Genomic DNA, 21,790 nt, shown 5'->3' on the forward strand with positions numbered 1-21,790 from the left:
CCGTCCACGGGGTGCCGTTCGACGCTGTGGATAAAGCGTGGATGAATGTCAGTGGTGCTCCGTACGGTGGTTGTCGTGCGCTCCCTCCCCTTCGCCGATCCCGGCACCCCGCCGCTGCGCGGTCCGCTCACCCTGCTGCTGTGGCTCGCCCGCAAGCAGATCCGGGTGCTCCTCGTCGCCATGTTCTTCGGCGTGCTCTCGTTCACCTGCAGCGCGTTCCAGCCGTTCCTGCTGGGCCGGATCATCGACAGCGCCACCGACTCCGGGCTGAGCCGGGACACGTGGACGTGGGCCGGCATCATGATGGCCGTCGGTCTCGTCTGGATCGCCTCGAACGCCATCGGGCACCGGTGGGACATCACCGCCTGGATGCACGCGGCGTTCCGAACCTCACAGCTCGTGACGCGCACCGTGGCCCGCTCCGGGCACAACATCACCAAGGAGCTGCCCACCGGCGAGGTCGTCTCGTCGGTCGCGAACGACACCATGCGCATCGGCGAGGTCTTCGGCATCGCGGCCCAGACCATCGGCAGCGTCGCCACCTACGGCATCGTCGTGGTGCTGATGCTCGACCAGTCGCTCCGGCTGGGGCTCGTGATCGCGCTCGGCCTGCCGGTCGTCGCGGCGATCCTCGCGCTGCTGGTCAAGCCGCTGCAGAAGCACCAGAAGAACCAGCGCGACGCGCAGGGCCGGCTCACCACGCTCGGCGCGGACACCGTCTCCGGCCTGCGCATCCTGCGCGGGATCGGCGGCGAGAAGGTCTTCACCGGCCGCTACCAGGTGCAGTCGCAGAAGGTGCGGGAGGCAGGCGTGGCCGTCGCGGGCACGCAGTCGGTGCTCGACGCGCTGCAGATCCTCCTGCCGGGCCTGTTCATCGCGCTGGTGGTCTACCTCGGCGCGGCCGAGGCCATCGCCGGGCGCATCTCCACGGGTCAGCTCGTCGCGTTCTACGGGTACGCGTCGTTCCTGTCCTGGCCGGTGCACCTGCTGGTGCAGTCGGTCAACGTGGTCACCAAGGCGCACGTCGCGGCGGGCAAGGTGGTCAAGGTGCTGCAGGTCGTGCCCGCCACCGGCGCCGAGGGGTCCACCGCGCAGATGCCGCCCGCCGGTGTCCCGCTGGTCGACGAGACCACGGGCGTCACGCTGCCGCCCGGCCGCGTGGTCGCGCTGGTCAGCGCCGACCCGGACGAGTCGGCGCAGGTCGCGATCCGGATGGGCCGGTTCGACGACGACGCGGAGGCCGGGACCCCGGTCATGCTCGGCGGCGTCCGGCTGGCCGACCTCGACAAGCAGGAGCTGCGGGAACGCATCGTCGTCGCGGACGCGACCCCGGCGCTGTTCTCCGGCCGCCTCGCGGGCGAGCTCGACGTGCGCGACTCCGCGAACGCCGAGGCGCTAATGCGGGCCATGCACATCGCCGACGCCCACGACGTGCTGGAGTCGCTGCCCGACGGCATCGAGGGCGAGATCCCCGAGAAGGGGCGCTCGCTGTCGGGCGGGCAGCGGCAGCGGGTGGCGCTCGCCCGAGCGCTGCTCACCGACCCGGAGATCCTGGTGCTGATCGAGCCCACCTCCGCGGTCGACGCCCACACCGAGGCGCGCATCGCGCAGCGGCTCACCGGGTGGCGCCAGGGCCGGACCACGCTGATCGTCACCGCGAGCCCGCTGGTGCTCGACCACGTGGACGACGTGATCTTCCTGGACGGCGGGACCGTGGTCACCCACGGCACCCATCGCGAGCTGCTCGACCTGCCCACCCATGCCGAGGGCGGGCGCGAGGCCGCCCGCTACCGCAAGGTGGTGGGCCGCTCGATGGACGACGACGACCTGGACGCCGAGCTCGACGAGCTGCTGCGCGCCACCAACGCAGGGCCCACCAACGCAGGGGAAGGAGGCAAGGCATGAGCACCGGAAAGATCCTGCCGATCGCCGACGCCGCCGAGACCTGGCGCTACACGCGCACGCTGCTCGGCCGGCACCGCAGGCCGCTGATCATCATCACCGTGGCGAACACGGTGGCCGCCGTCGCGGGCCTGGCCGGCCCGTTCGTGCTGGGCAAGCTCGTCGACGCCGTGACCGACGGCTCCACCCTCGAGGTGGCGCGCAACCTCGTGCTCGTGGCGGTCGCCGCGGTGGTCGTGCAGTCCCTGATCACCCGGTTCGCCCAGCGCCGCGCCATGGTGTTCGGCGAGACGGTGTTCGCCGACATGCGTGAGGAGTTCGTCGACACGGTCACGGCCCTGCCCCTGTCCACGGTCGAGACCGCGGGCACCGGCGACCTCATCGCGCGGACCACGCGCGACGTCAGCCGCATCCAGAACGCGGTGCGCTTCGGTGTGCCGCGGCTGGTGATCGCGGTCGTGACGCTCGTGCTGACGTCGGCGGCCAGCCTGGTGGTCTCGCCCCTCGTGGCGATCGCCATGTTCGTCGGCGTGCCCGTGCTGGTGTGGGTAGCCCGCTGGTACCTGAAGCGGGCCACGCCCGCCTACCAGCGGGAGTCCGCGGCGTACGCGCTGCTCGACGGCACCGTCACCGAGTCGGTCGAGGGCGCGCGCACCATCGACGCGCTCAAGATCGGCCGGCGGCGCACCGACCGTGGTGACGAGGACCTGCACGAGGCGTTCCAGGCCGAGCGCGGCACGCTCAACCTGCGGACCGTGCTGTTCCCGGGCGTGGACTTCGCGTTCATGATCGCGCCGATCTCCGTGCTGGTGTGGGGCTGCTACCTGGCCTCCGAGGGCACGGTGACCATCGGCATGGTCGCCACGATCGTCATGTACACCTACCAGCTCCAGGGGCCGGTCTGGGAGCTCATCTTCTGGCTGGACGAGATCCAGGTCGCCGCGACGTCCCTGTCGCGCATCATCGGCGTGCGGCTCGTGCCGATGGACCGCACGGCGAGCGACGCCGAGCCCGACGACGAGGAGGTGCGCGGCACCGACGTGCGCTACGCCTACCGCGCGGGCACGGACGTGCTGCACGGCATCGACCTCGACCTCAAGGTGGGGGAGCGGCTGGCGATCGTGGGGCCGTCCGGGTCGGGCAAGTCGACGCTGGGCCGCATGCTGGCCGGCATCCACCCGCCCACGGGCGGCCGGGTCGAGGTCGGCGGCGTGCCGCTGGTGGACCTGCCGCTGGAGGACCTGCGCAAGCACGTCGCGCTCGTGACCCAGGAGCACCACGTGTTCGTGGGGTCGCTGGCGGACAACCTGCGGCTGGCCAAGATAGAGGCAGACGACGCCGAACTGATGGACGCGCTGCGCGCCGTCGACGCGCACGGCTGGGTGGAGGCGCTGGAGGACGGCCTCGCCACCGAGGTCGGCTCCGGCGGGTACAAGCTCACGCCCGCACAGGCGCAGCAGATCGCGCTCGCCCGGCTCGTGCTGCTCGACCCGCACACGCTCGTGCTCGACGAGGCGACGTCCCTGCTGGACCCGCGCGCGGCCCGGCACCTGGAGCGCTCGCTCAACGCGGTGCTCGACGGGCGCACCGTCGTGGCGATCGCGCACCGGCTGCACACCGCGCACGACGCCGACCGGGTGGCGGTGCTCGACGGCGGCCGCATCACGGAGATCGGCCCGCACGATGAGCTGGTCGCAGCGGGCGGCGACTACGCCAAGCTCTGGCAGAGCTGGCAGCACGAGTAGCCGGCCCGGGTCCACGCCGGCTGCGGCTGGTCCGGCGTTCGGCAGTCTGCGTTCGGTAGTTCGCATTCGGCAGTTGGCATCGAGATCGGCACGGCCCTGAGCCGATCTCGATGCCAACTGCCGAATCTGCGTGTGGACTGCCGAATGCCGACTGAGCGCCCCTCCCGAGTCACGCGTCTGCCGGGGCCCTATGCCGGGCGCCGGCCCAGGCCCGCCGAGATGCGGGCCGCCGCGTCGCGGACCACCGGGGTCAGGGTGTCCAGGCGTTCGGGTGGCATGTACGGGCGCGTCGCCGTGACGCTGATCGCGGCGACGATCCCGCCCGACGTGTCGCGCACCGGCGCCGCGACGCAGAGGATGCCCGGCTCGTTCTCCTCCAGGTCGAAGGTCACGCCGCGCTCCGCCGACGTCGCCATGACGCGCACGAACTCCTCGGCCGTGAGCACGTCGTGCTCCAGGCCCTGCCCCGCGCCGGCGGGCCGCTCGGCCAGGAACTGCTCGCTCCAGCGCCCCGGCTCGTCGAGCAGCAGCGCCTTGCCGATGCCGGTGCGGGTCAGCGGCATGCGGTGCCCGATCTGAGAGCGCATCACCGCCCCGCGCGTGCCCGGGATCTTGTCGAGGTACAGCACCTGCCCGCGGTCCTCGATGGCGAGGTGCACGGTGTCGTGCACGCGCTCGGCCAGGGCCCGCAGCACCGGCGCGGCCACCCCGGTCACGGGGTTCTCCTGCAGCGCCTGGTAGCCGAGCTCGATCAGCGCGGGCCCGAGCGCGTAGGCGCCGTCGTCGAGCTGGCGAAGGTAGCCGGTGGCGAGCAGGAGCTGGAGCAGGCGGTGGGTGGTGCTGCGCCCGACCCCGGTCTCCTCCGAGATCTCGCGCAGGCGCGTGCGGCCCCGGGAGACGGCGTTCACCACTGCGATGCCCCGCGCGAGGGTCTGCGTGCCCGGAGGAGCGGCGGCGGTCATCGGCCCACCGTATCCCGATAATAGGGATGCGGTTCGAACTATCGGGACCAGCGACTAGCGTCCAGCACATGGCTGACGACGCACCGAGGCGCGACGCCGCGCTGGTGGCCCTCGACTGGGGTTCGACGACGTTCCGCGCCTGGCTCCTGGACGCCACCGGCGAGGTACTCGACGAGGTCCGGTCGGCGGACGGTGCGCTCACCCTGTCGCAGCGCGCGGACTCCGCCCGGGCGCGGGCCGCCGCGTTCGAGGCGACCTTTGGCCGGCTGTGCCGCCCGTGGCTCGACGAGCACCCCGGCATCCCCGTCCTCTGCTCGGGCATGGCGGGCTCGAACCACGGCTGGGCCGAGGCCGGGTACCTGGACGTGCCGGCGGAGCTGGGCGCGCTCGCCTACCGGCTGACGGTGGTGCCCGCCGGCGACTCCGTGGTCCACCTGGTGCCCGGGCTGCGGGCCACCGGCTCCCACCCCGACGTCATGCGGGGCGAGGAGGTGCAGCTCGTCGGCGCGCTGGCCGCGACCGCGCTGGAGCACGGCACCGCGCCCGGGCACGGCACCCCCGACCGCAGGCAGACCGTGGTGCTCCCCGGGACGCACTCGAAGTGGGTGCGCCTGGACGGCGGCCGGGTCACGGGCTTCACCACCGCCATGACCGGCGAGCTCTACGGCCTCCTGATGGGCGACAGCATCCTCGCCCGGCTCGCGGAGGGGGAGGCCGGGACCGAGGCGTCCGAAGCCTTCACCTGGGGGCTCCGGGCGGAGGCCGAGCAGGGCGACGAGCGCGGCCTGCCGGCGCTGCTGTTCACGGCCCGCACCCTCGTGCTGGCCGGCCGCCTCGCCGGCACCGAGGTCGCCGACTACGTCTCCGGCCTGCTGATCGGCGCCGAGGTGCGGCACGCGCTGCGCGCCGACCCGGCCGACCCCGTCACCCTGTGCGGGTCGGCGGCCACCACGCACCGCTACCGCGTCGCGCTGGAGCGGTGCGGCGTCGCGGTCCGCACCGTCGGCGAGGACGCCACCGCCCGCGGCCTCTGGCGCGTCGCCCTCGACGCCGGCCTGGCCCCGCTCGCACCCACCCAGGAGCAGCTCGCATGAACCAGCCCACCACCGGACTCGTCGCCATCCTGCGCGGCGTGACGCCCGACGACGCGGTCGCCGTCGCGGAGGCCGTCCTCGCGGCGGGGTTCGACGCCGTCGAGGTGCCGCTCAACTCCCCGGACCCGCTGGAGTCCGTGCGCCGGATCCGCGCGGCCGGCCCGGCCGACCGCCGGGTCGGGGCGGGCACCGTGCTCACCCCGGAGGACGTGCGGCGCGCGGCCGACGCCGGGGCGTCGCTCGTCGTGTCGCCGAACACCCGGCCCGACGTGATCGCCGAGACGGTGCGGCTCGGCCTGGAGAGCTGCCCCGGGGCGGCGACGCCGACCGAGGCCTTCGTGGCGCTCGACGCGGGCGCCACGGCGATCAAGCTGTTCCCGGGCTCCACCATCGGCATCGACGGCATGCGTGCGTGGGCCGCCGTCCTGCCGGCGGGCACCGCGCTCCTCCCGGTGGGCGGCGTCGACGTGAACAACCTCGCCGACTGGGCGCGTGCGGGCGCGGCCGGCGCGGGGATCGGCACGTCCCTGTACCGCCCGGGCGACCAGCCCGACGTGGTGGCCGCCCGCGCGGCTCGCCTGGTGGAGATCTGGAGCTCGGCGACGCAGGCACCGAACCGATGAAGATGATGAGAGGCATGCCGTGAAGATCACGTCGATGACGACATTCGTCCTGCCGCCGCGGTGGCTCTTCCTCAAGATCGAGACCGACGAGGGGATCGTCGGCTGGGGCGAGCCGGTCCTGGAGGGGCGCGCGGCCAGCGTCGCCGCCGCCGTCGAGGAGCTGTCCGACTACCTGATCGGCAAGGACCCCCGCCGGATCGAGGAGCACTGGACGGTGCTGTACCGCTCCGGGTTCTACCGCGGCGGCGGCATCCACATGAGCGCCCTGGCCGGCATCGACCAGGCGCTGTGGGACATCAAGGGCAAGGCGCTCGGCGTGCCCGTGCACGACCTGCTCGGCGGGCGGCTGCGCGACCGGATCAAGGTCTACTCGTGGATCGGCGGCGACCGGCCCGCCGAGACCGCGGCCCAGGCCAAGGAGGCCGTCGAGCGGGGCTTCACCGCGGTCAAGATGAACGGCCCGGAGGAGCTGCAGTACCTCGACTCGCGCGACAAGGTGGAGAAGGTGGTCGCCAACGTCGCGGCCGTCCGCGACGCCGTCGGGCCGGACATCGGCATCGGCGTCGACTTCCACGGGCGCGTGCACCGCCCGATGGCGCGCGTGCTGCTCGACGCGCTGGCGCCCTACCACCTGATGTTCGTCGAGGAGCCCGTGCTCTCCGAGCACGTGGACGGGATCGCCGACGTGCTGCGCAGCTCGACGACGCCGATCGCGCTCGGCGAGCGGCTGTACTCCCGGTGGGACTTCAAGAACGTCATCACCACGGGCGTCGTCGACATCATCCAGCCCGACCTGTCCCACGCGGGCGGCATCACCGAGGTGCGCAAGATCGCCGCGATGGCCGAGGCGTACGACATCGCCGTCGCCCCGCACTGCCCGCTCGGCCCGATCGCGCTGGCCGCCTGCCTGCAGCTCGACGCCGTCGCGTACAACGCCGTCATCCAGGAGCAGAGCCTGGGCATCCACTACAACAAGGCGAACGACCTGCTGGACTACGTCGTCGACCCCGGTGTCTTCGCCTACGAGGCCGGTTCCGTGGCCATCCCGCAGGGGCCGGGACTGGGCATCGAGGTGAACGAGGACTACGTGCGGGAGCGCGCCGCCGAGGGGCACCGCTGGCGCAACCCGGTCTGGCGGCACGACGACGGGTCGTTCGCCGAGTGGTGAGCCCAACTCCGCCGTGGGGCGCCGGGCCGCCGTCGGGCACATAGACTTGCCGCGTGTCGTCCACTGCCCCTGACAACCAGCCGCAGACCCCCCGCCCGGTCATCGTCGTCGACTTCGGCGCGCAGTACGCCCAGCTGATCGCGCGCCGCGTGCGCGAGGCCCGGGTGTACTCGGAGATCGTGCCGCACACGTTCACGGTCGAGCAGATGCTCGCCAAGAACCCCGTGGCCATCATCCTGTCCGGCGGTCCGTCCTCCGTGTACGCGGCCGGCGCCCCGTTCGTGGACCCCAAGCTGTTCGAGGCCGGCGTGCCGGTCATGGGCATCTGCTACGGGTTCCAGGCGATGGCGCAGGCGCTCGGCGGCGAGGTCGCGCAGACCGGGCTGAGCGAGTTCGGCGGCACCGAGGTCGAGGTGTGCGCCTCGGGCGTGCTGCTCGCCGACACCCCCGAGCACCAGACCGCGTGGATGAGCCACGGCGACGCCGTGCACAAGGCCCCGGTCGGCTTCGAGGTCCTCGCGACGTCGGAGGGCGCGCCCGTCGCCGCCTTCGAGGACACCCGCCGCCGCCTGTTCGGCGTGCAGTGGCACCCCGAGGTGAAGCACTCCGCGCACGGCCAGACGGTGCTGGAGCACTTCCTCTACGAGGGCGCCGGGCTCAAGCCCGACTGGACCCCCGGCAACGTCATCGCCGACCAGGTCGCCGCCATCAAGGCGCAGATCGGCGACGCGCGCGTCATCTGCGCGCTGTCCGGCGGCGTCGACTCCGCCGTCGCGGCCGCGCTCGTGCAGCGCGCCGTGGGCGACCAGCTCACCTGCGTGCACGTGGACCACGGCCTGATGCGGGCCGGCGAGGTCGAGCAGATCGAGACCGACTTCGTCGCCTCGACCGGCGTGAACCTCGTGATCCGCGACGAGAAGGAGCGCTTCCTGACGGCGCTGGCCGGCGTCAGCGACCCGGAGACCAAGCGCAAGATCATCGGTCGCGAGTTCATCCGCGTGTTCGAGGACGCGCAGCGGGAGATCATCGAAGAAGCAGGCGAAGCCGGGGAAGAAGTCAAGTTCCTCGTGCAGGGCACGCTGTACCCGGACGTCGTCGAGTCCGGCGGCGGCGAGGGCGCGGCCAACATCAAGAGCCACCACAACGTGGGCGGCCTGCCCGACGACCTGAACTTCGAGCTCGTCGAGCCCCTGCGCACGCTGTTCAAGGACGAGGTCCGCGCCGTCGGCCGCGAGCTCGGCGTGCCCGAGGAGATCGTCTCGCGCCAGCCGTTCCCGGGCCCGGGCCTGGGCATCCGGATCGTCGGCGAGATCACGGCCGAGCGCCTGGAGATCCTGCGCCGCGCCGACGCGATCGCCCGCGAGGAGCTGACCAAGGCCGGCCTGGACAACGAGATCTGGCAGTGCCCGGTCGTGCTGCTCGCCGACGTCCGCTCGGTGGGCGTCCAGGGCGACGGCCGCACCTACGGCCACCCGATCGTGCTGCGCCCGGTCTCGTCCGAGGACGCCATGACGGCCGACTGGACGCGCCTGCCCTACGACGTGCTGTCGACCATCTCGACCCGCATCACCAACGAGGTGCGTGAGGTCAACCGCGTGGTGCTCGACGTGACGAGCAAGCCGCCGGGCACCATCGAGTGGGAGTGACGTCCCGCGGCCCCGCCCCTCTCGAGGGGCGGGGCCGCGGTCTTTCTGGTGCTCGTCGCCGACGAGGATCAGGAGATGGCGAACGAGTTCGCGCGGTCGTTGAAGGTGCCGAGGTTGTTGTCCCGGTCGATGAACCCGGTCGACGACCCGCTCTTGCCGTTTCCGTCGAAGAGCCGGACGTCGCAGCTGTTGTACGTCTTCACGGAGCTGACCGCGTTCTGGTAGGTGCCGAGGTTGGCGCCACCCTCGTTGTCGCCGGTGCCGCCGCTGCACCCGACGGAGTAGGCCGGGTTGAAGACGACGACGCGCCACCCGCCGAAGTCGGCGTGCTGGAAGAGCTCGGCGACCACGAGCCCGGTGCCCGGGGTGCCGGCCCGGCAGCCGAAGGTGCCGTCGGCGACGGCACAGTAGTACGTCGCCGTGACGGCGGCCGGGGCCGCGGCCAGGTCCTCGACCAGCACGGGCGCCGCGGACCCGACCTGCTGCGTCCGCACCCCCGCGCCGCCCCCGCCGTCGGCCGGCTGCGCCATCGCCGGCCCGGCCGCCCCGAGCGTCACCACCATGAGTGCTCCTGAGACCACGGCGGTCAGCCGGGTCCGGAAACTGCGGGTCGCTGCGTCTGCGTACCTCATGAGTGCTCCTCATGTCTGCCGGCGACGCTGTTGTCGCCGGTCATACATAGGCGAGGATTTCACCCGGTCACTGATACCTGAAAACTAGTTTTCATCGCGTGATCGACCGGTTATGGGACCTTATTCGTGGAAACGGCTTTTGAGGCCGCTTGGCGGTAAGAAGGCGGATTTGGGTCAGCCCACCAGCCGCGCCCAGGTCAGCCCGACCACGGTGCCGAGCAGCAGGTACGGGCCGAACGCGATGCCCGTCTTCCAGCCCGCGCGCCGGCCGAGCACGAGGACGACCGCCACCACGCCGGCCAGCAGGTGCGCGGCGAAGACGCCGATCAGGAGCGTCCCCCACGAGTGCCACGTCAGGACGGCGCCCAGGGTCAGGCTCAGCTTGACGTCGCCGTACCCGATCCCGCCGCGCGGGGAGACCAGGTACAGCACCTGGTAGAGCGCGAAGAACGCGAGCCCGCCCAGCGCGGCCCGGCCGAGGTCGGTCCACGACCCGGTGCCGAGGGCCGCGACCACGAGCAGCACGCCCGTGGCCCAGGTCAGGGGGAACACCAGCGCGTTGGGCAGCCGGTGGGTGCGCCCGTCGATCACCCCGAGCGCCGCGCCCACGACCGCGAGCACGACGTAGGCCGGCGTCAGCCAGCCCGGGCCGCTGGCCCAGCCGGCCCAGACCACGGCCGGCACGGCGACGACGGCGGAGGCGCGCGCGTAGGGCGCCACCTCGTCCCGCGCCCGCCGGTACTGGCGCACGACGAAGGGCTCGGCGGGGCTCGTCGCGGCCGGTTCGGTGGGGCTCACCTCGGGAGGCTAACCGGCGGGACGGGTCGGGCGCAGCAGTTCACAGCCCGGGTGTGGGCGAGGTCTGGTCGCGGTCCGGCATCGGTCCGGCATCGGTCCGGGCCAGGTCGGCCGGGTGCGTTCTCCTTTGAGGCCTAAGTTTCTTCGCTTTGCGGCGGACCAAAGCGAAGAAACTTAGGCCTCAAAGGAGAGGTGACTGGTCCGGTTGCGACGGCCCCGGTCCCAGTCTCGGCCTCGGTCCCGGTCCGGTCAGCCCGGTCCGGTCAGCCCGGTCCGGTCAGCCCGGTCCGGTCAGCCCGGTCCGGTCAGCCCGGTCCGGTCAGCCCCGTTGTCGTCTCGTGGCCAGCGTCGCCGCCTCCGCGTACGTCCGGTCCGTCACGGCCAGCACCTCCGGCCACCCCATGCCCGACGGCGGCGTCGTGGCGGCCGCGAGCAGGCGGTCGAGCAGGCCGGGCTCGGCCGCGAGCCGCACGAGCGCCTCGGCCACCGCGTTGTCGTCGGGCACCAGGAGGCCGGAGGCGCCGTCGACCACGCGCTCGGCCACGCCCGAACGGGAGTGGGCGATCACGGTCAGCCCGGAGGCCTGCGCCTCGAGCGCGGCGATGCCGAAGGCCTCGTCGGAGGAGGGCGCGGCGAACACGTCGGCGCGCGCGTAGAGCCGCTTGAGCTCGGTGGCGCTGAGCCGCCCGGGCAGGGAGACGACGTCGCGCAGGCCGTGCTCCGCGACGAACCGCCGGGCCGCCGTGCGCTGCGGCCCGTCGCCCGCGAGCGTCACGAACAGCGCGCCGTCGGGCAGCCGGTCCACCGCGGAGGCGACGGCGGCCAGCAGCGGCAGCATGCGCTTGCGGGGCGCGAACCGCGCGGCCGCGACGACGTGCACGGCGGAACCCTCGGGCCGGTTCCCGCGCTCGGTCCGCGGTACGCGCCACGACTCCAGGTCCAGGCCGTTGGGCAGGATCGCGACGTCGCCGCCGTCGGGCAGCAGCTGCCGCAGCGGCTCCGCGGTCAGCTCGCTGACCGCGGACCAGCGCACGGGCCAGCGCGACCAGCCCGTGACGACGTCGGCGGCGGCGAACAGGCGCGACGCCCCGCCCCACACGCTGTGCACGGTCAGCACGGCGGGCAGCCCCAGCCGGGTCACCGGCCGCAGCGCGGCCTGGGCGGTGGGGGCGAGCACCCCCATGTGCAGGTGCACGACGTCGGGCCGCTCGCCCCGGGCGATCGCCGCGCGCAGGTGGGTGGTCACGTGGGCGGTGGAGCGGGGGTGGACCGGCCAGCCGCCCGGGACACGGGCGGCGATGCGGTGCACCGTGACGCCGTCCTCGACGGCGGTGCTCACCCCGTGCGCGCCGGGGCGGGCGGGCGTCGTCGTGAGGACCTCGACCCGGTGCCCGGCCGCGACCTGCTGCGCGGCCAGGCGGCTCACCTGGGCCTCGATCCCGCCCAGGAGCGGGAGGTAGGTGTCGGAGACGTGGGTGATGCGCACGCCCGACATCCTCGCACCGGCGGGGCCACCTACGCCGAGCCGGCACAGGACGACCCCGTCCGCGACACCGTGATGGACGCGTCGTTCCTGCGTGCGTCGCTGTTCACCGCGGTGGTCGCGTTCGGGGTCCGTGCCCTCGTGATCGGGCTCGGGATCGTCCTGGGTGTGATCGGGGGAGCACTACGCCGGCTGGCCCGGACCCCCTAGCGCCGTCGGACGCTGGAGATGACCGACCCGGCCACCAGGATCACGCCCGCGGCACCCAGCAGCACGATCAGGGCGACACCCAGGTCGAACACCACCCCGGCCGCGACCGCGAGGATGCCCAGCCCGACCGCGATGACGATCAGGCCCCAGACCGCCGTGCCCACGCGCGGGCCGCGCTTGGGCGCGACCTGCGGCTGGGCCGGCTGCGCCGGCTGGACCTGGGTGGGATGCGCCGGCTGGGCGCCGGGCGCCGGATGGGCCGGCTGCGTGCTCTGCCGCGGCGGCGTGTGCTGCGCGGCCGGGCTCACCGCCGGACCGGCGGCCGGCTGGGCCGGCGCGGCCGGCTCCCGCAGCGGCGCCAGCGGGTCGGAGTCGTCCGCCACGGGTGCGTCGTGGACGCCGCCCGCCGCGGCCCGCTCCTCGGCCTCGACCCGCGCCGCGGCGATGCCGTAGGCGGGGTGCACCTCGCCCTCCGGGACGGAGGTTGTGGCCACCTGCTGGGTGTCGCCCAGCATGATCTGCTGCGTCGGCGGGGTCGCCTGCGCGGGCAGGACCTCGGTGGTGTCCGGGTCCTGCGTGGTCTTCTCGTCCATGTTCTCGCTCGTGTCCTGGGCCTGCGGCCCGCCGTGGGTCTCGGTCCGGTCGTTCCGGTCGTTCGTCTGCTCGGTCATGGCGTGCTCCCTCAGTTGCTCTCGGCGACGATGACCTCGCCCGCCCCGGCCTGGATGTCGAGGCTCAGCACGGCGCCCTTGTCACCCACCTCGTCGCTCGCGAAGTAGTTGTCGGAACCGACGCCGCTCGTGGAACGGCCCTGCTCGTCGACGTTCCACTGCACGACCCCGGCGGCGACGTAGGCGTTCGCCTCGACCGCCGCGTCCTGCGGCACGAGCACCTCGGTCGAGCCGGCGCCGAGCTGGATCGGCACGACGACCGGGTCGCCGGGCTCGACGTCGGACAGGTCGAGCTCGGAGAGGTCGATGGTCGGGTCGCCCCACTGCACGTAGAAGCCCTTCTCGGCCTCGCCCACCGTCGTCACGTTGATCGTGCCCTCGGTGATGGTGGCGGCGTCCGGGTTGTACTTCTCGGTCACGAGACCTTCGATGTGCTGCCCGCTCACGACGGCGTCGTCGGCCCAGCGCGGGCCCGCGGTGCCGGCGATGGCGACGTACCCGAGGCCGAACAGCAGGGCGATGATCGCGAAGAAGCCGAGCGCGCCGCTGGTGCGGCCGCGCAGCGCCGAGACGAGGATCGCGACGCCGAGCGCCACGGTGCCGATGCCCAGCCAGGCGGCCAGGAACGTCGCGCCGCCGTCCAGGAAGTAGCTGGGCTCGCCCAGGCGGTGGGCCGCCAGGAGCAGCGCCCCCGCCAGCAGGATCACGCCCAGCGTGATGCCGACGGCTGCGCCGCCCGGACCGCGTGACGTCCGCACCCGGGGTGCGGTGTAGACCGGCTGCGGCTGGTACGCCGCGTTGGGTGCGGGACGGTACGGGGCCTGCAGCGCCTGGCCCTGGTGCCGGGGCCCGGCGCCGGTCGCGTAGACCAGGCCCTCGGTACGGCGGTAGTCGACCGGCGGCGCCGGCGTGAACGGCGCAGTGGTACCGGTACCGGTTCCGGACGGCGCACCCGGCGCGCCCGGCGTGTGAGTGCCCGGCGCGGGGGTGCCCGGGGCCGGCGTGCCGACCGGGGCGCCCTGGCCCGTGGGGGCGCCGGGGACCTGCCCCTGGCTCCGGGCCACGTTGTTGTCGCGGGCCCGCTGCACGCCCTGCACGATCAGGTAGAGGATGACGCCCAGGACGGCCAGCCAGAAGAGGATGACCAGCCAGTGCCAGCCGCCGTCGTCCCACCAGCCCAGCGGGCCGCCCCACGCGAAGCCGACCAGGAACACGGCGACGGCGCCCAGCATGGCGACGTCGAAGTTGCCGCGGATGGCCTCCTGCAGGTGGATGCGGCCGTCGCGCTCGGGGAGCAGCGCCCAGCCCACGCCGTAGGCGATGAGGCCGAGGCCGCCCAGGAAGAAGCTGACGATCAGCAGGCCGCGGACCAGCAGCGGGTCCCAGCCGATGCGCTCGGCGAGACCGCCGGCCACACCGCCCACCCAGCGCTGGTCGGAGCGGGGGAAGAGGCCCCGGCGGATCGAGGCGAAGAAGCCGGTCTCCGGGTACGGCTGCTGGCCGGGAGCGGCGGGTGCAGGACCGACGTTCGGGTCGGCGGCTGCGTCAGGTGCGGGGTTGGGCGCGGGGTCGACCGGGTCCGGTCCGCCGGACCTGGCGTCGGCCGGGCCGCCCGGCTCGTTCGTGGCGTCCTCGGGACGCGTCTCGTCGGTGCTCATGACAGCAATGCTGGTCGACCGGCGGCGGATCCGGCATCGGGACCTGCCCTGAACCGACCCTGGTTACCCCCGCGCGGCACCCTGAGATCCCGGCCCAGACGTGTTCAGGGGGGCCCTGACGTGTGACGATCAGGGTGTGGACCAAAGACTCACCCTTCGCAGACCCGGCAAGGCCGGGCCGGGCTACAGCGGCCGCTGGCTGGCCGGCGTGGCCGCCGGCCTGGCGGCGCACACCGGCCTGCCCGTGTGGCTGGTCCGGCTCGCGTTCGTCATCCTCACCGGCTTCGCCGGCGCGGGCGCCGTCGCCTACGTCTTCTGGTGGATCACCGTGCCGGCCGGCGTCCCGACCGTGCCCGTGGCCACGGTGCCCACCGACCGGGCCCGGCTCGCGCCACGCCTGACCACCGACGCGGACGCCGACGCCGGCGCGCAGGAACGGAACGCCGCCTCGCTGGCCGAGCGCATGCGCCTGTCCGGGCCGGTGTCCCGCCTCGCCGCCCGCGACATCTGGCTCGGCGTCGCCCTGCTGTCGGGCGCGGCCCTGCTCGTGGCCTACCGCGCGGGCTGGGACCCGGTCGCCTCCTGGGTGCTGCCCGCCCTCATCGGGCTCGGCGGCGTGGCCCTGGCCTGGAGCCAGATCGACGCGACCGACCGGGACCGCTGGGTGGGCGGGTCGGGCACCGGCTCGCTCCTGCGCTCCCGCACCGCGCTGCTCCGGCTCGCCGGGGGCGTGGTGCTGACCATGCTCGGCGTGCTGATGCTCGTGGGCCAGGACACCCCCTTGACCGTGCTGATGCAGGCCACGGTCGCCTCGATCGCCATGGTGGCGGGCCTCGTGCTGGTCTCGGTGCCCTGGTGGATCCGGCTCGTGCGGCAGCTCGGCGACGAGCGCGCGGCCCGCGCCCGGGAGTCCGAGCGCGCTGACATCGCCGCCCACCTGCACGACTCCGTGCTGCAGACCCTCGCCCTGATCCGGTCCCAGGCCGGCGACGCCGAGGCCGTCTCTCGCATGGCCCGCGCCCAGGAGCGCGAGCTGCGCGGCTGGCTCTACGACGACCGGCAGGAGCCCGGCACCTCCGTCGCCGCCGAGCTCAAGGACCTGGTCGCCGAGATCGAGGACGCCGTCGCGCCGCTGACCGTCGAGACCGTCGTCGTCGGCGACTGCCCGCCCACCGAGTGCACCGCCGCGCTGCTGCAGGCCGCGCGCGAGGCCCTGCTCAACGCGTTCAAGCACGGCAGGCCGCCCGTGTCGGTGTACCTGGAGGTCACCGACTCCGTGGCCGAGGTGTTCGTGCGCGACCGTGGCGAGGGGTTCGACCTCGACGAGATCGCCGTCGACCGGTTCGGGGTCCGGGAGTCGATCCTGGGCCGTGTCCGACGGCGCGGCGGCACCGCCGAGGTGGTCAGCCGGGCCGGCTGGGGCACCGAGGTGCGGCTGCGGATGCCGCTGGACAAGCCCGCGAACGGTGACCGCAAGGCGGCCAACGGCGACCGGAAGCCGGGCAACGGCGACAAGAAGCCGGCGAACGGCGACAAGAAGACCGAGAAGAACGGCCGGGCGCGGGCCGCGACGACCCCCGCCGCCGTACCCACCACAGCGGAAGGCGCGACCAGATGACAACCCAGGCGACGGCGTCCGGCGGCGGGCTCGTGCCGCTCCCGGTACCGGTGGTGCTCGTGGACGACCACCACCTGTTCCGCACGGGCGTGCGCGCCTCGCTCGACGACCGCGTCACCGTGGTCGGCGAGGCCTCCGACGTCGACAGCGCCGTGGCGCAGGTGCACGAGCACCGGCCGCCCGTGGTGCTGCTGGACGTGCACCTGCCCGGGGGCAACGGCGGCGGCGGTGCCGAGGTGGTGCAGCGCTGCGCCGACCTGCTGACCGAGGGCACGCGGTTCCTGGCGCTGTCCGTGTCGGACGCCGCCGAGGACGTCGTCTCCGTGATCCGCGCCGGGGCGCGGGGGTACGTCACGAAGAACATCGCGCCGTCGGAGCTGTCGTCCGCGGTGGTGCAGGTGGCGGGCGGCGACGCCGTCTTCTCGCCGCGCCTGGCCGGGTTCGTGCTGGACGCGTTCGGCGCGTCCGCCAACGACATCGCCGTGGCCGACGACGAGCTCGACCGGCTCTCGAAGCGCGAGCAGGAGGTCATGCGGCTCATCGCGCGCGGGTACTCGTACCGCGAGGTGGCGAGCGAGCTGTTCATCTCGATCAAGACGGTCGAGACGCACGTGAGCGCGGTGCTGCGCAAGCTGCAGCTGAGCTCGCGCTACGAGCTGACGCGCTGGGCGGTGGCTCGCCGGCTGCTCTGAGGCTCTCTTTCGGAGTTGGCTGCGACTTCGGTCGGTTGCCTTGAGACCGGTCCATCGATGGACCGGTCTCAATGCAACCGACCGAAGTCATTTGTGTGCCGGGGCGAGCAGAGAGTTCCGTTGAGTGCTGGGTGTCGGCCCGGTTGGTGGCCTTCGCGCGGGCGGACACCCAGCACTCAACGAGCTTGGTGGGCCTGCCAGGCCGGGGAGAGGCGGACGACGTCGCCCACCACGATGATCGCGGGCGGCTTGACTCCCGCCGCCGCGGCGCGGGACGAGATGGTCTCCAGGGTGCCGACCGTGACGCGTTGGCGCGGGCCGTAGCCGTCCTCGACCACGGCGGCCGGGGTGTCGGCCGGGCGGTCGTCGGTGACCAGGGCGGACGCCGTGTCGGCCAGGTGGGTCACGCCCATGAGCAGCACGAGCGTGTGGTCGGGGCCACCGGGCACCTGGGCGGCGCCGTCGTGCCCGGTCAGCACGCTGAAGCCGCGCGCCACGCCGCGGTGCGTCACCGGGATGCCCACGGCCGCCGGCACGGAGACCGCCGACGTCACGCCCGCGACCACCTCGACCTCGATGCCCGCGTCGTGGCAGGCGGCGAGCTCCTCGCCGCCGCGGCCGAACACGTACGGGTCGCCGCCCTTGAGCCGGACGACGTCGCGCCCCGCCCGGGCGTGCTGCACCAGCAGCGCGTTGATCTCGTGCTGCGGCACCGGGTGGTTGCCGCTGGTCTTGCCGACGTCGACGATCTCGACGTCGGGGGCCAGCTCCTCCAGCAGCGCGCGCGGGCCGAGCCGGTCCACGACGACGACGTCGGCCTGGGCCAGGACGCTGCGGCCCCGGGCGGTGATGAGGCCGGTGTCGCCGGGGCCGCCGCCGACGAGCCAGACGCGGCCTGGGGTAACGGGGGTTGAGCTTGTCGAAACCGGGGTCTCGACAAGCTCGACCGGCGATTGCTTGCGCGGGCGGTGGCGGCGGAGCGGGAGCGCGCCCGTGGCCAGGTCGGCGGCGACCGCGTCCCGGATCGCCCGCGCGCGCCGCGGGTCCCGGCCGGCGGTCACAGCGACGGTCACCTCGGCGTCGTCGGTCAGGGTGGTGCGGGCGACCGCGGGGACCCAGGCGCTGCCCACGGACGCGTCGCCCGCGGTGACGCAGAAGATGCGGGCGCGCTCGGCGTCGCCGGCCACCTGCTGGTCGGCCGCGGCCGACCCGGTCGCGGTGTGCGCGAGCCAGGCCCCGTCGAGGTCGCCCGCGCGGTACTCGCGCCGGACCCACTGCACGGTCCCGGGCTCGGGCTCGCCTGTGACGGGCTCGCCGCCCGAGGGTTCCGGTACGACGGCGGCGCCCTGCTCCGCGAGCACGGAGTGCGGCGCGACGACGCGCACCCGCGCGCCGGCGTCCACCAGGGAGCGGACGCGCCGGGCCGCGACCGGCCCGCCGCCGACCACGACGACGAGCCGGCCCGCGACCTGGAGCCCCAGCGGATAGATCTGGCCTGCGGCGGAGCGTGCGGCGTCAGACTGTGCGGCGTCAGACATGGAGACCGCACTCGTCCTTGTCGCGGCCGGCCCAGCGGCCGGAGCGCGCGTCCTGACCCGGCAGCGGGCGCGCGGTGCAGGGCTCGCAGCCGACCGACGGGTAGCCGTCGGCCAGGAGCGGGTTCGCCACGAGGCCGTGCCGGGCGGCGTAGTCGGCGACCTGCTCGTCGGACCACGCCGCGATCGGGTTGATCTTGACTACGCCGTTGCGCTCGTCCCAGGTGATGAGCGGAGCGTTGGCGCGGGCCGCCGTCTCGCTGCGGCGTACACCGGTGGCCCACGCCTCGTAGCCCTCCAGGGCCTTCTTCATCGGGGCGACCTTGCGCATCGCGCAGCACGCCTCGGGGTCGCGGTCGTGCAGCCTCGGCCCGTACGCGGTGTCCTGCTCGGCGACGGTCAGCTCGGGGCGCACGTCCACGACGTTCACGTCCAGCTCCAGGTCGACGGCGCCGCGCGTGCCGAGCGTCTCCGCGAAGTGGTAGCCCGTGTCGCCGAACAGCACGTCGACGAACGGGAGCTGCTGCGCCACGAGGTGCGACAGCACGGTGTCCTGCATCGAGGAGGCCACGGTCAGCCACGGCCCGAACTCGCGCACGGCCCAGGCGATGACCGCCTCGGCGTCCGCCTCGGGGGTGCCGGCCGACGCGTGGAGCTGGGCCTGCCCGCGCTCGACGACCGCCCGCAGCTCCTCCGGCGTCCGACGGCGGCGCGTGGCCCGGGCGTCCCGGCGCGCGTCGCGGATGCTCTCGCGGGCGGCGGCCCGGGCGCGGACCCGCGCGAGGCGCGGGTTCTCGCCGGCGCCGACCCGGGAGAGCGCGACGGACGACGTCGGCGCCTCGTTGAGGGCCGTCATCGGAGGGCCTCCTCGTCGGCGCGGTGCGCCCACTGCGCGAACGTTTCCTCGCCGTCGTGGTCGGCGTCGTACCGGCGCACGACCCGCTCCACGTAGTCGCCGATGCCGTCGGCGGTCACCTTGAGCCCGCGCACGGTGCGCCCGAGGCCGGCGTCGTCCCGCTCCTCCGAGGTCAGGCCGCCGCCGAGGTGCACCTGGAAGCCGGGTACCTGGTTGCCGTCGTCGTCCATGACGAGCTGACCCTTGAGGCCGATGTCGGCGGTCTGGATCCGCGCGCACGAGTTGGGGCAGCCGTTGACGTGCAGGCTCAGCGGCTTGAGGTTGGTCAGGTCGCCCAGGCGCTCCTCGAGCTGCGTGATCGCCGCGGCCGACGTCGCCTTGGTCTCGACGATCGCGAGCTTGCAGTACTCGATGCCGGTGCACGCGATGGTGTTGCGGCGGAACGGGCTGGGCCGGGCCTGGAGGCCGAGCCCGGCCAGGCCGGTGATCAGGGATTCGACCTGCTCCTGCGCGACGTCGAGCACCAGCAGCTTCTGGTGCGGCGTCAGGCGCACCCGGCTGCTGCCGTGCGCCTCGGCGAGGTCGGCGAGCTCGGCCAAGGTCTCGCCCGAGATCCGGCCGACGGTCGGCGCGGCGCCCACGTAGAAGCGGCCGTCGTGCTGCTCGTACACGCCCACGTGGTCGCCGCGCTCGTCCAGGCCCAGCGAGGCGGGCGTGGGCGGGGCGACGCCGTCGGGCAGGGCGTAGCCCAGGTACTCGTCCTGGAGCACCTGACGGAACTTCTCGGTGCCCCAGTCGGCGAGCAGGAACTTCAGGCGCGCCTTGTTGCGCAGGCGGCGGTAGCCGTAGTCGCGGAAGATCCGGATCACGCCGTGCCAGACGTCGGGCGCCTCCTCCTCCGTGACGAACACGCCCAGGCGCTCCGCGAGCCGCGGCGCCGTCGACAGGCCGCCGCCCACCCACAGGTCGTAGCCGATGCCGAGCTCCGGGTGGTCGACGGCGACGAACGAGATGTCGTTGATCTCGTGCACCACGTCCAGGCTCGGGTGGCCGGTGATGGCCGACTTGAACTTGCGCGGCAGGTTGGCCAGGGCGGGATCGCCGATGAAGCGCTCCTGGATCTGCTCGATCACGGGCGTCGGGTCGATCAGCTCGTCCTTGGCGACGCCCGCGACGGGGCTGCCGAGGATGACGCGCGGCACGTCGCCGCAGGCCTCGGTGGTGCTCAGGCCCACGGCCTCCAGCCGGCGCCAGATCTCCGGCACCGACTCGACCTCGATCCAGTGCAGCTGGAGGTTCTGCCGGTCGGTGATGTCCGCCGACCCGCGGCCGAACTCCGTGCTGATGCCCGCGATGGTGCGCAGCTGCTCGGTGGTCAGGGCGCCGCCGTCGATCCGCACGCGCAGCATGAAGTACTTGTCCTCGAGCTCGTGCGGCTCGAGCTGGGCGGTGCGGCCGCCGTCGATCCCGGGCTTGCGCTGGGTGTACAGGCCCCACCAGCGGAACCGGCCGTGCAGGTCGTCACCGGGGATCGCGTCGAAGCCCTCACGTGCGTAGATGCGCTCGATGCGGTCGCGCACCTCCAGCGGGTCCGACTCCTGCTTGAACTCCTCGTTGTGGTTCAGCGGCGCGGTGCCGTCGACCTTCCACTGGCCGTTCGGCCGGGCGGGGCGCTTCGACGTCGTCGGCGTGCGTCGTGCCGGGGTGCGGGTCTCGGGCGGGGTGGGAGCCGTGTTCACCATGTGCGGGGTCCTGTTCGGTGCGGGGCGCGCGGGCGTGGAGCGTTGCTGGGGGAGTGGTGCGCGTCGTGCGGGCACAGGAAGCCGGTTCCCGGGGATGACCAGGGACTCAGCGCTGCGGGCCGGCGGCGCGCGCTGACCTTGCAGAGGGCGAGGGGCGCGTCAGGGCTGACAGCTGCGACAGCGGTCGCAGGCACAGGTCGGCATGGCACACATGGGCATCTCGTGACGGTGTGCCACGAGGGAGATGCGCGCTGCCTTGGTCATGGCGAAGACGGTAACTGCGGCTCCGAACGGGCGGAAGACCATGTCCATATAGTGGATGTCTATTGGGTGCATCAATGTTGCCTATATATTTCCCTACCCAAACGGTCGGGAAACTGGCGGGCGGTTGGCACCAACGTTCGGCAGTTGGCATCGAGCTCGGCACAGGCCTGGACCGATCTCAATGCCAACTGCCGAGTCTGCTGTGCAAACTGCCGCGCGGAGGGTGCCCCGTGCGGCGAGCGTTGGTCGACGCCGGTCGACGCCGCGGTCGACGCCGGTCGCTGCGCGCCGTCCGCCGTCCGCTGTCCGCTGCTGGCCTGGCGGCGTCGTGGCGATCTCCTTTGAGGCCTAAGTTTCTTCGCTTTGCGGTGGCTCAAAGCGAAGAAACTTAGGCCTCGAAGGAGGGGGTGTGTTCGGGGGTGGGTGGGGGGCGCCCCCGGGCGCGTCCCCCGGGCTCGTGAAAATTGTCACTAATGGCCCGGACGTGCGGT

The 21,790-nt window shown here is 73.4% G+C and carries 18 protein-coding genes; 9 read left to right on the top strand and 9 right to left on the bottom strand.

Translation table 11 applies throughout. The features are described 5' to 3' along the window. Positions 1 to 45: 45 nt before the first annotated feature. Positions 46 to 1,905 carry an ABC transporter ATP-binding protein gene (locus H291_RS0116965; protein WP_033326970.1) on the top strand — a complete coding sequence of 620 codons (1,860 nt, stop codon included), beginning with the start codon at positions 46 to 48 and terminating at the stop codon, positions 1,903 to 1,905. Further along, positions 1,902 to 3,647 carry an ABC transporter ATP-binding protein gene (locus tag H291_RS0116970; protein WP_020016203.1) on the top strand — a complete coding sequence of 582 codons (1,746 nt, stop codon included), beginning with the start codon at positions 1,902 to 1,904 and terminating at the stop codon, positions 3,645 to 3,647. Before H291_RS0116965 ends, H291_RS0116970 begins: the two co-directional genes overlap by 4 nt. A gap of 188 nt (positions 3,648 to 3,835) precedes the next feature. Here the strand turns inward: H291_RS0116970 and H291_RS0116975 are convergent, their stop codons facing one another. After that, complete coding sequence (locus tag H291_RS0116975; RefSeq protein WP_020016204.1) at positions 3,836 to 4,609, bottom strand: IclR family transcriptional regulator; 774 nt, start codon at positions 4,607 to 4,609, stop codon at positions 3,836 to 3,838. Between the two features lie 68 nt (positions 4,610 to 4,677). Here H291_RS0116975 and H291_RS0116980 point away from each other — a divergent pair, with 68 nt between their 5' ends. Genes H291_RS0116980 through guaA form a run of 4 tightly spaced genes read left to right on the top strand, consistent with a single transcriptional unit; the run spans position 4,678 to position 9,140 of the window. Then, positions 4,678 to 5,703 carry a 2-dehydro-3-deoxygalactonokinase gene (locus H291_RS0116980; protein WP_020016205.1) on the top strand — a complete coding sequence of 342 codons (1,026 nt, stop codon included), beginning with the start codon at positions 4,678 to 4,680 and terminating at the stop codon, positions 5,701 to 5,703. Next, positions 5,700 to 6,326 carry a 2-dehydro-3-deoxy-6-phosphogalactonate aldolase gene (locus tag H291_RS0116985; RefSeq protein ID WP_020016206.1) on the top strand — a complete coding sequence of 209 codons (627 nt, stop codon included), beginning with the start codon at positions 5,700 to 5,702 and terminating at the stop codon, positions 6,324 to 6,326. The genes H291_RS0116980 and H291_RS0116985 overlap by 4 nt, the downstream gene beginning before the upstream one ends. A gap of 34 nt (positions 6,327 to 6,360) precedes the next feature. Then, positions 6,361 to 7,494, top strand: coding sequence for a galactonate dehydratase (gene dgoD, locus H291_RS0116990; RefSeq protein ID WP_232216090.1), 1,134 nt, complete (start codon positions 6,361 to 6,363; stop codon positions 7,492 to 7,494). 53 nt (positions 7,495 to 7,547) lie between these two features. Further along, the gene (guaA, locus tag H291_RS0116995; RefSeq protein WP_020016208.1) at positions 7,548 to 9,140 is read left to right on the top strand and encodes a glutamine-hydrolyzing GMP synthase; all 1,593 of its coding nucleotides are present in this window, start codon (positions 7,548 to 7,550) and stop codon (positions 9,138 to 9,140) included. 68 nt (positions 9,141 to 9,208) lie between these two features. Here guaA and H291_RS0117000 read toward each other — a convergent pair whose 3' ends face one another. From H291_RS0117000 to H291_RS0117010, 3 genes are all read right to left on the bottom strand, one after another. After that, complete coding sequence (locus H291_RS0117000) at positions 9,209 to 9,772, bottom strand: hypothetical protein (RefSeq protein ID WP_157237115.1); 564 nt, start codon at positions 9,770 to 9,772, stop codon at positions 9,209 to 9,211. A 174-nt stretch (positions 9,773 to 9,946) separates the two neighbouring features. Then, positions 9,947 to 10,570, bottom strand: coding sequence for a prepilin peptidase (locus H291_RS30525; RefSeq protein WP_020016210.1), 624 nt, complete (start codon positions 10,568 to 10,570; stop codon positions 9,947 to 9,949). Positions 10,571 to 10,889: 319 nt separating this feature from the next. Beyond that, entirely contained in the window at positions 10,890 to 12,056 is a 1,167-nt protein-coding gene (locus H291_RS0117010) for a glycosyltransferase family 4 protein (protein WP_020016211.1), read from the bottom strand. Here H291_RS0117010 and H291_RS30530 point away from each other — a divergent pair. After that, positions 12,042 to 12,263 carry a hypothetical protein gene (locus tag H291_RS30530; RefSeq protein WP_020016212.1) on the top strand — a complete coding sequence of 74 codons (222 nt, stop codon included), beginning with the start codon at positions 12,042 to 12,044 and terminating at the stop codon, positions 12,261 to 12,263. The two genes, H291_RS0117010 and H291_RS30530, sit on opposite strands and share 15 nt — an antisense overlap. Here the strand turns inward: H291_RS30530 and H291_RS0117020 are convergent. After that, a complete protein-coding gene (locus H291_RS0117020; RefSeq protein ID WP_026365847.1) occupies positions 12,260 to 12,934 on the bottom strand; it encodes an MFS transporter in 675 nt (224 codons plus the stop codon). The genes H291_RS30530 and H291_RS0117020 overlap by 4 nt on opposite strands. Positions 12,935 to 12,945: 11 nt before the next feature. Further along, on the bottom strand, positions 12,946 to 14,592 hold the full coding sequence (locus H291_RS32690; RefSeq protein ID WP_020016213.1) for a PspC domain-containing protein: 1,647 nt from the start codon (positions 14,590 to 14,592) through the stop codon (positions 12,946 to 12,948). A 136-nt stretch (positions 14,593 to 14,728) separates the two neighbouring features. Here H291_RS32690 and H291_RS0117030 point away from each other — a divergent pair, with 136 nt between their 5' ends. Next, positions 14,729 to 16,210: an ATP-binding protein gene (locus H291_RS0117030; protein ID WP_020016214.1), complete on the top strand. Its 1,482-nt coding sequence runs from the start codon at positions 14,729 to 14,731 to the stop codon at positions 16,208 to 16,210. Beyond that, positions 16,207 to 16,902 (top strand): LuxR C-terminal-related transcriptional regulator, encoded by a 696-nt coding sequence (locus H291_RS0117035; RefSeq protein ID WP_020016215.1) that lies wholly within the window; start codon positions 16,207 to 16,209, stop codon positions 16,900 to 16,902. The genes H291_RS0117030 and H291_RS0117035 overlap by 4 nt, the downstream gene beginning before the upstream one ends. Positions 16,903 to 17,078: 176 nt before the next feature. Here the strand turns inward: H291_RS0117035 and cobA are convergent, their stop codons facing one another. Genes cobA through H291_RS0117050 form a run of 3 tightly spaced genes read right to left on the bottom strand, consistent with a single transcriptional unit; the run spans position 17,079 to position 21,035 of the window. Next, positions 17,079 to 18,440: a uroporphyrinogen-III C-methyltransferase gene (gene cobA / locus H291_RS0117040; protein ID WP_020016216.1), complete on the bottom strand. Its 1,362-nt coding sequence runs from the start codon at positions 18,438 to 18,440 to the stop codon at positions 17,079 to 17,081. Then, entirely contained in the window at positions 18,433 to 19,293 is an 861-nt protein-coding gene (locus tag H291_RS0117045; RefSeq protein ID WP_020016217.1) for a phosphoadenylyl-sulfate reductase, read from the bottom strand. The genes cobA and H291_RS0117045 overlap by 8 nt, the downstream gene beginning before the upstream one ends. Continuing rightward, positions 19,290 to 21,035, bottom strand: coding sequence for a nitrite/sulfite reductase (locus H291_RS0117050; RefSeq protein ID WP_020016218.1), 1,746 nt, complete (start codon positions 21,033 to 21,035; stop codon positions 19,290 to 19,292). Before H291_RS0117050 ends, H291_RS0117045 begins: the two co-directional genes overlap by 4 nt. Positions 21,036 to 21,790 lie beyond the last annotated feature (755 nt).

This window comes from Promicromonospora sukumoe 327MFSha3.1 (genome assembly GCF_000385135.1).
GTDB classification, from domain to species: domain Bacteria; phylum Actinomycetota; class Actinomycetes; order Actinomycetales; family Cellulomonadaceae; genus Promicromonospora; species Promicromonospora sukumoe_B.

Coding starts and splice junctions, on each gene's coding strand:
- H291_RS0116965 (WP_033326970.1), top strand. CDS start 46: ATGTCAGTGGTGCTCCGTACGGTGGTTGTCGTGCGCTCCCTCCCCTTC.
- H291_RS0116970 (WP_020016203.1), top strand. CDS start 1,902: ATGAGCACCGGAAAGATCCTGCCGATCGCCGACGCCGCCGAGACCTGG.
- H291_RS0116975 (WP_020016204.1), bottom strand. CDS start 4,609: ATGACCGCCGCCGCTCCTCCGGGCACGCAGACCCTCGCGCGGGGCATC.
- H291_RS0116980 (WP_020016205.1), top strand. CDS start 4,678: ATGGCTGACGACGCACCGAGGCGCGACGCCGCGCTGGTGGCCCTCGAC.
- H291_RS0116985 (WP_020016206.1), top strand. CDS start 5,700: ATGAACCAGCCCACCACCGGACTCGTCGCCATCCTGCGCGGCGTGACG.
- dgoD (WP_232216090.1), top strand. CDS start 6,361: ATGACGACATTCGTCCTGCCGCCGCGGTGGCTCTTCCTCAAGATCGAG.
- H291_RS0117000 (WP_157237115.1), bottom strand. CDS start 9,772: ATGAGGTACGCAGACGCAGCGACCCGCAGTTTCCGGACCCGGCTGACC.
- H291_RS0117020 (WP_026365847.1), bottom strand. CDS start 12,934: ATGACCGAGCAGACGAACGACCGGAACGACCGGACCGAGACCCACGGC.
- H291_RS32690 (WP_020016213.1), bottom strand. CDS start 14,592: ATGAGCACCGACGAGACGCGTCCCGAGGACGCCACGAACGAGCCGGGC.
- H291_RS0117035 (WP_020016215.1), top strand. CDS start 16,207: ATGACAACCCAGGCGACGGCGTCCGGCGGCGGGCTCGTGCCGCTCCCG.
- cobA (WP_020016216.1), bottom strand. CDS start 18,440: ATGTCTGACGCCGCACAGTCTGACGCCGCACGCTCCGCCGCAGGCCAG.
- H291_RS0117045 (WP_020016217.1), bottom strand. CDS start 19,293: ATGACGGCCCTCAACGAGGCGCCGACGTCGTCCGTCGCGCTCTCCCGG.
- H291_RS0117050 (WP_020016218.1), bottom strand. CDS start 21,035: ATGGTGAACACGGCTCCCACCCCGCCCGAGACCCGCACCCCGGCACGA.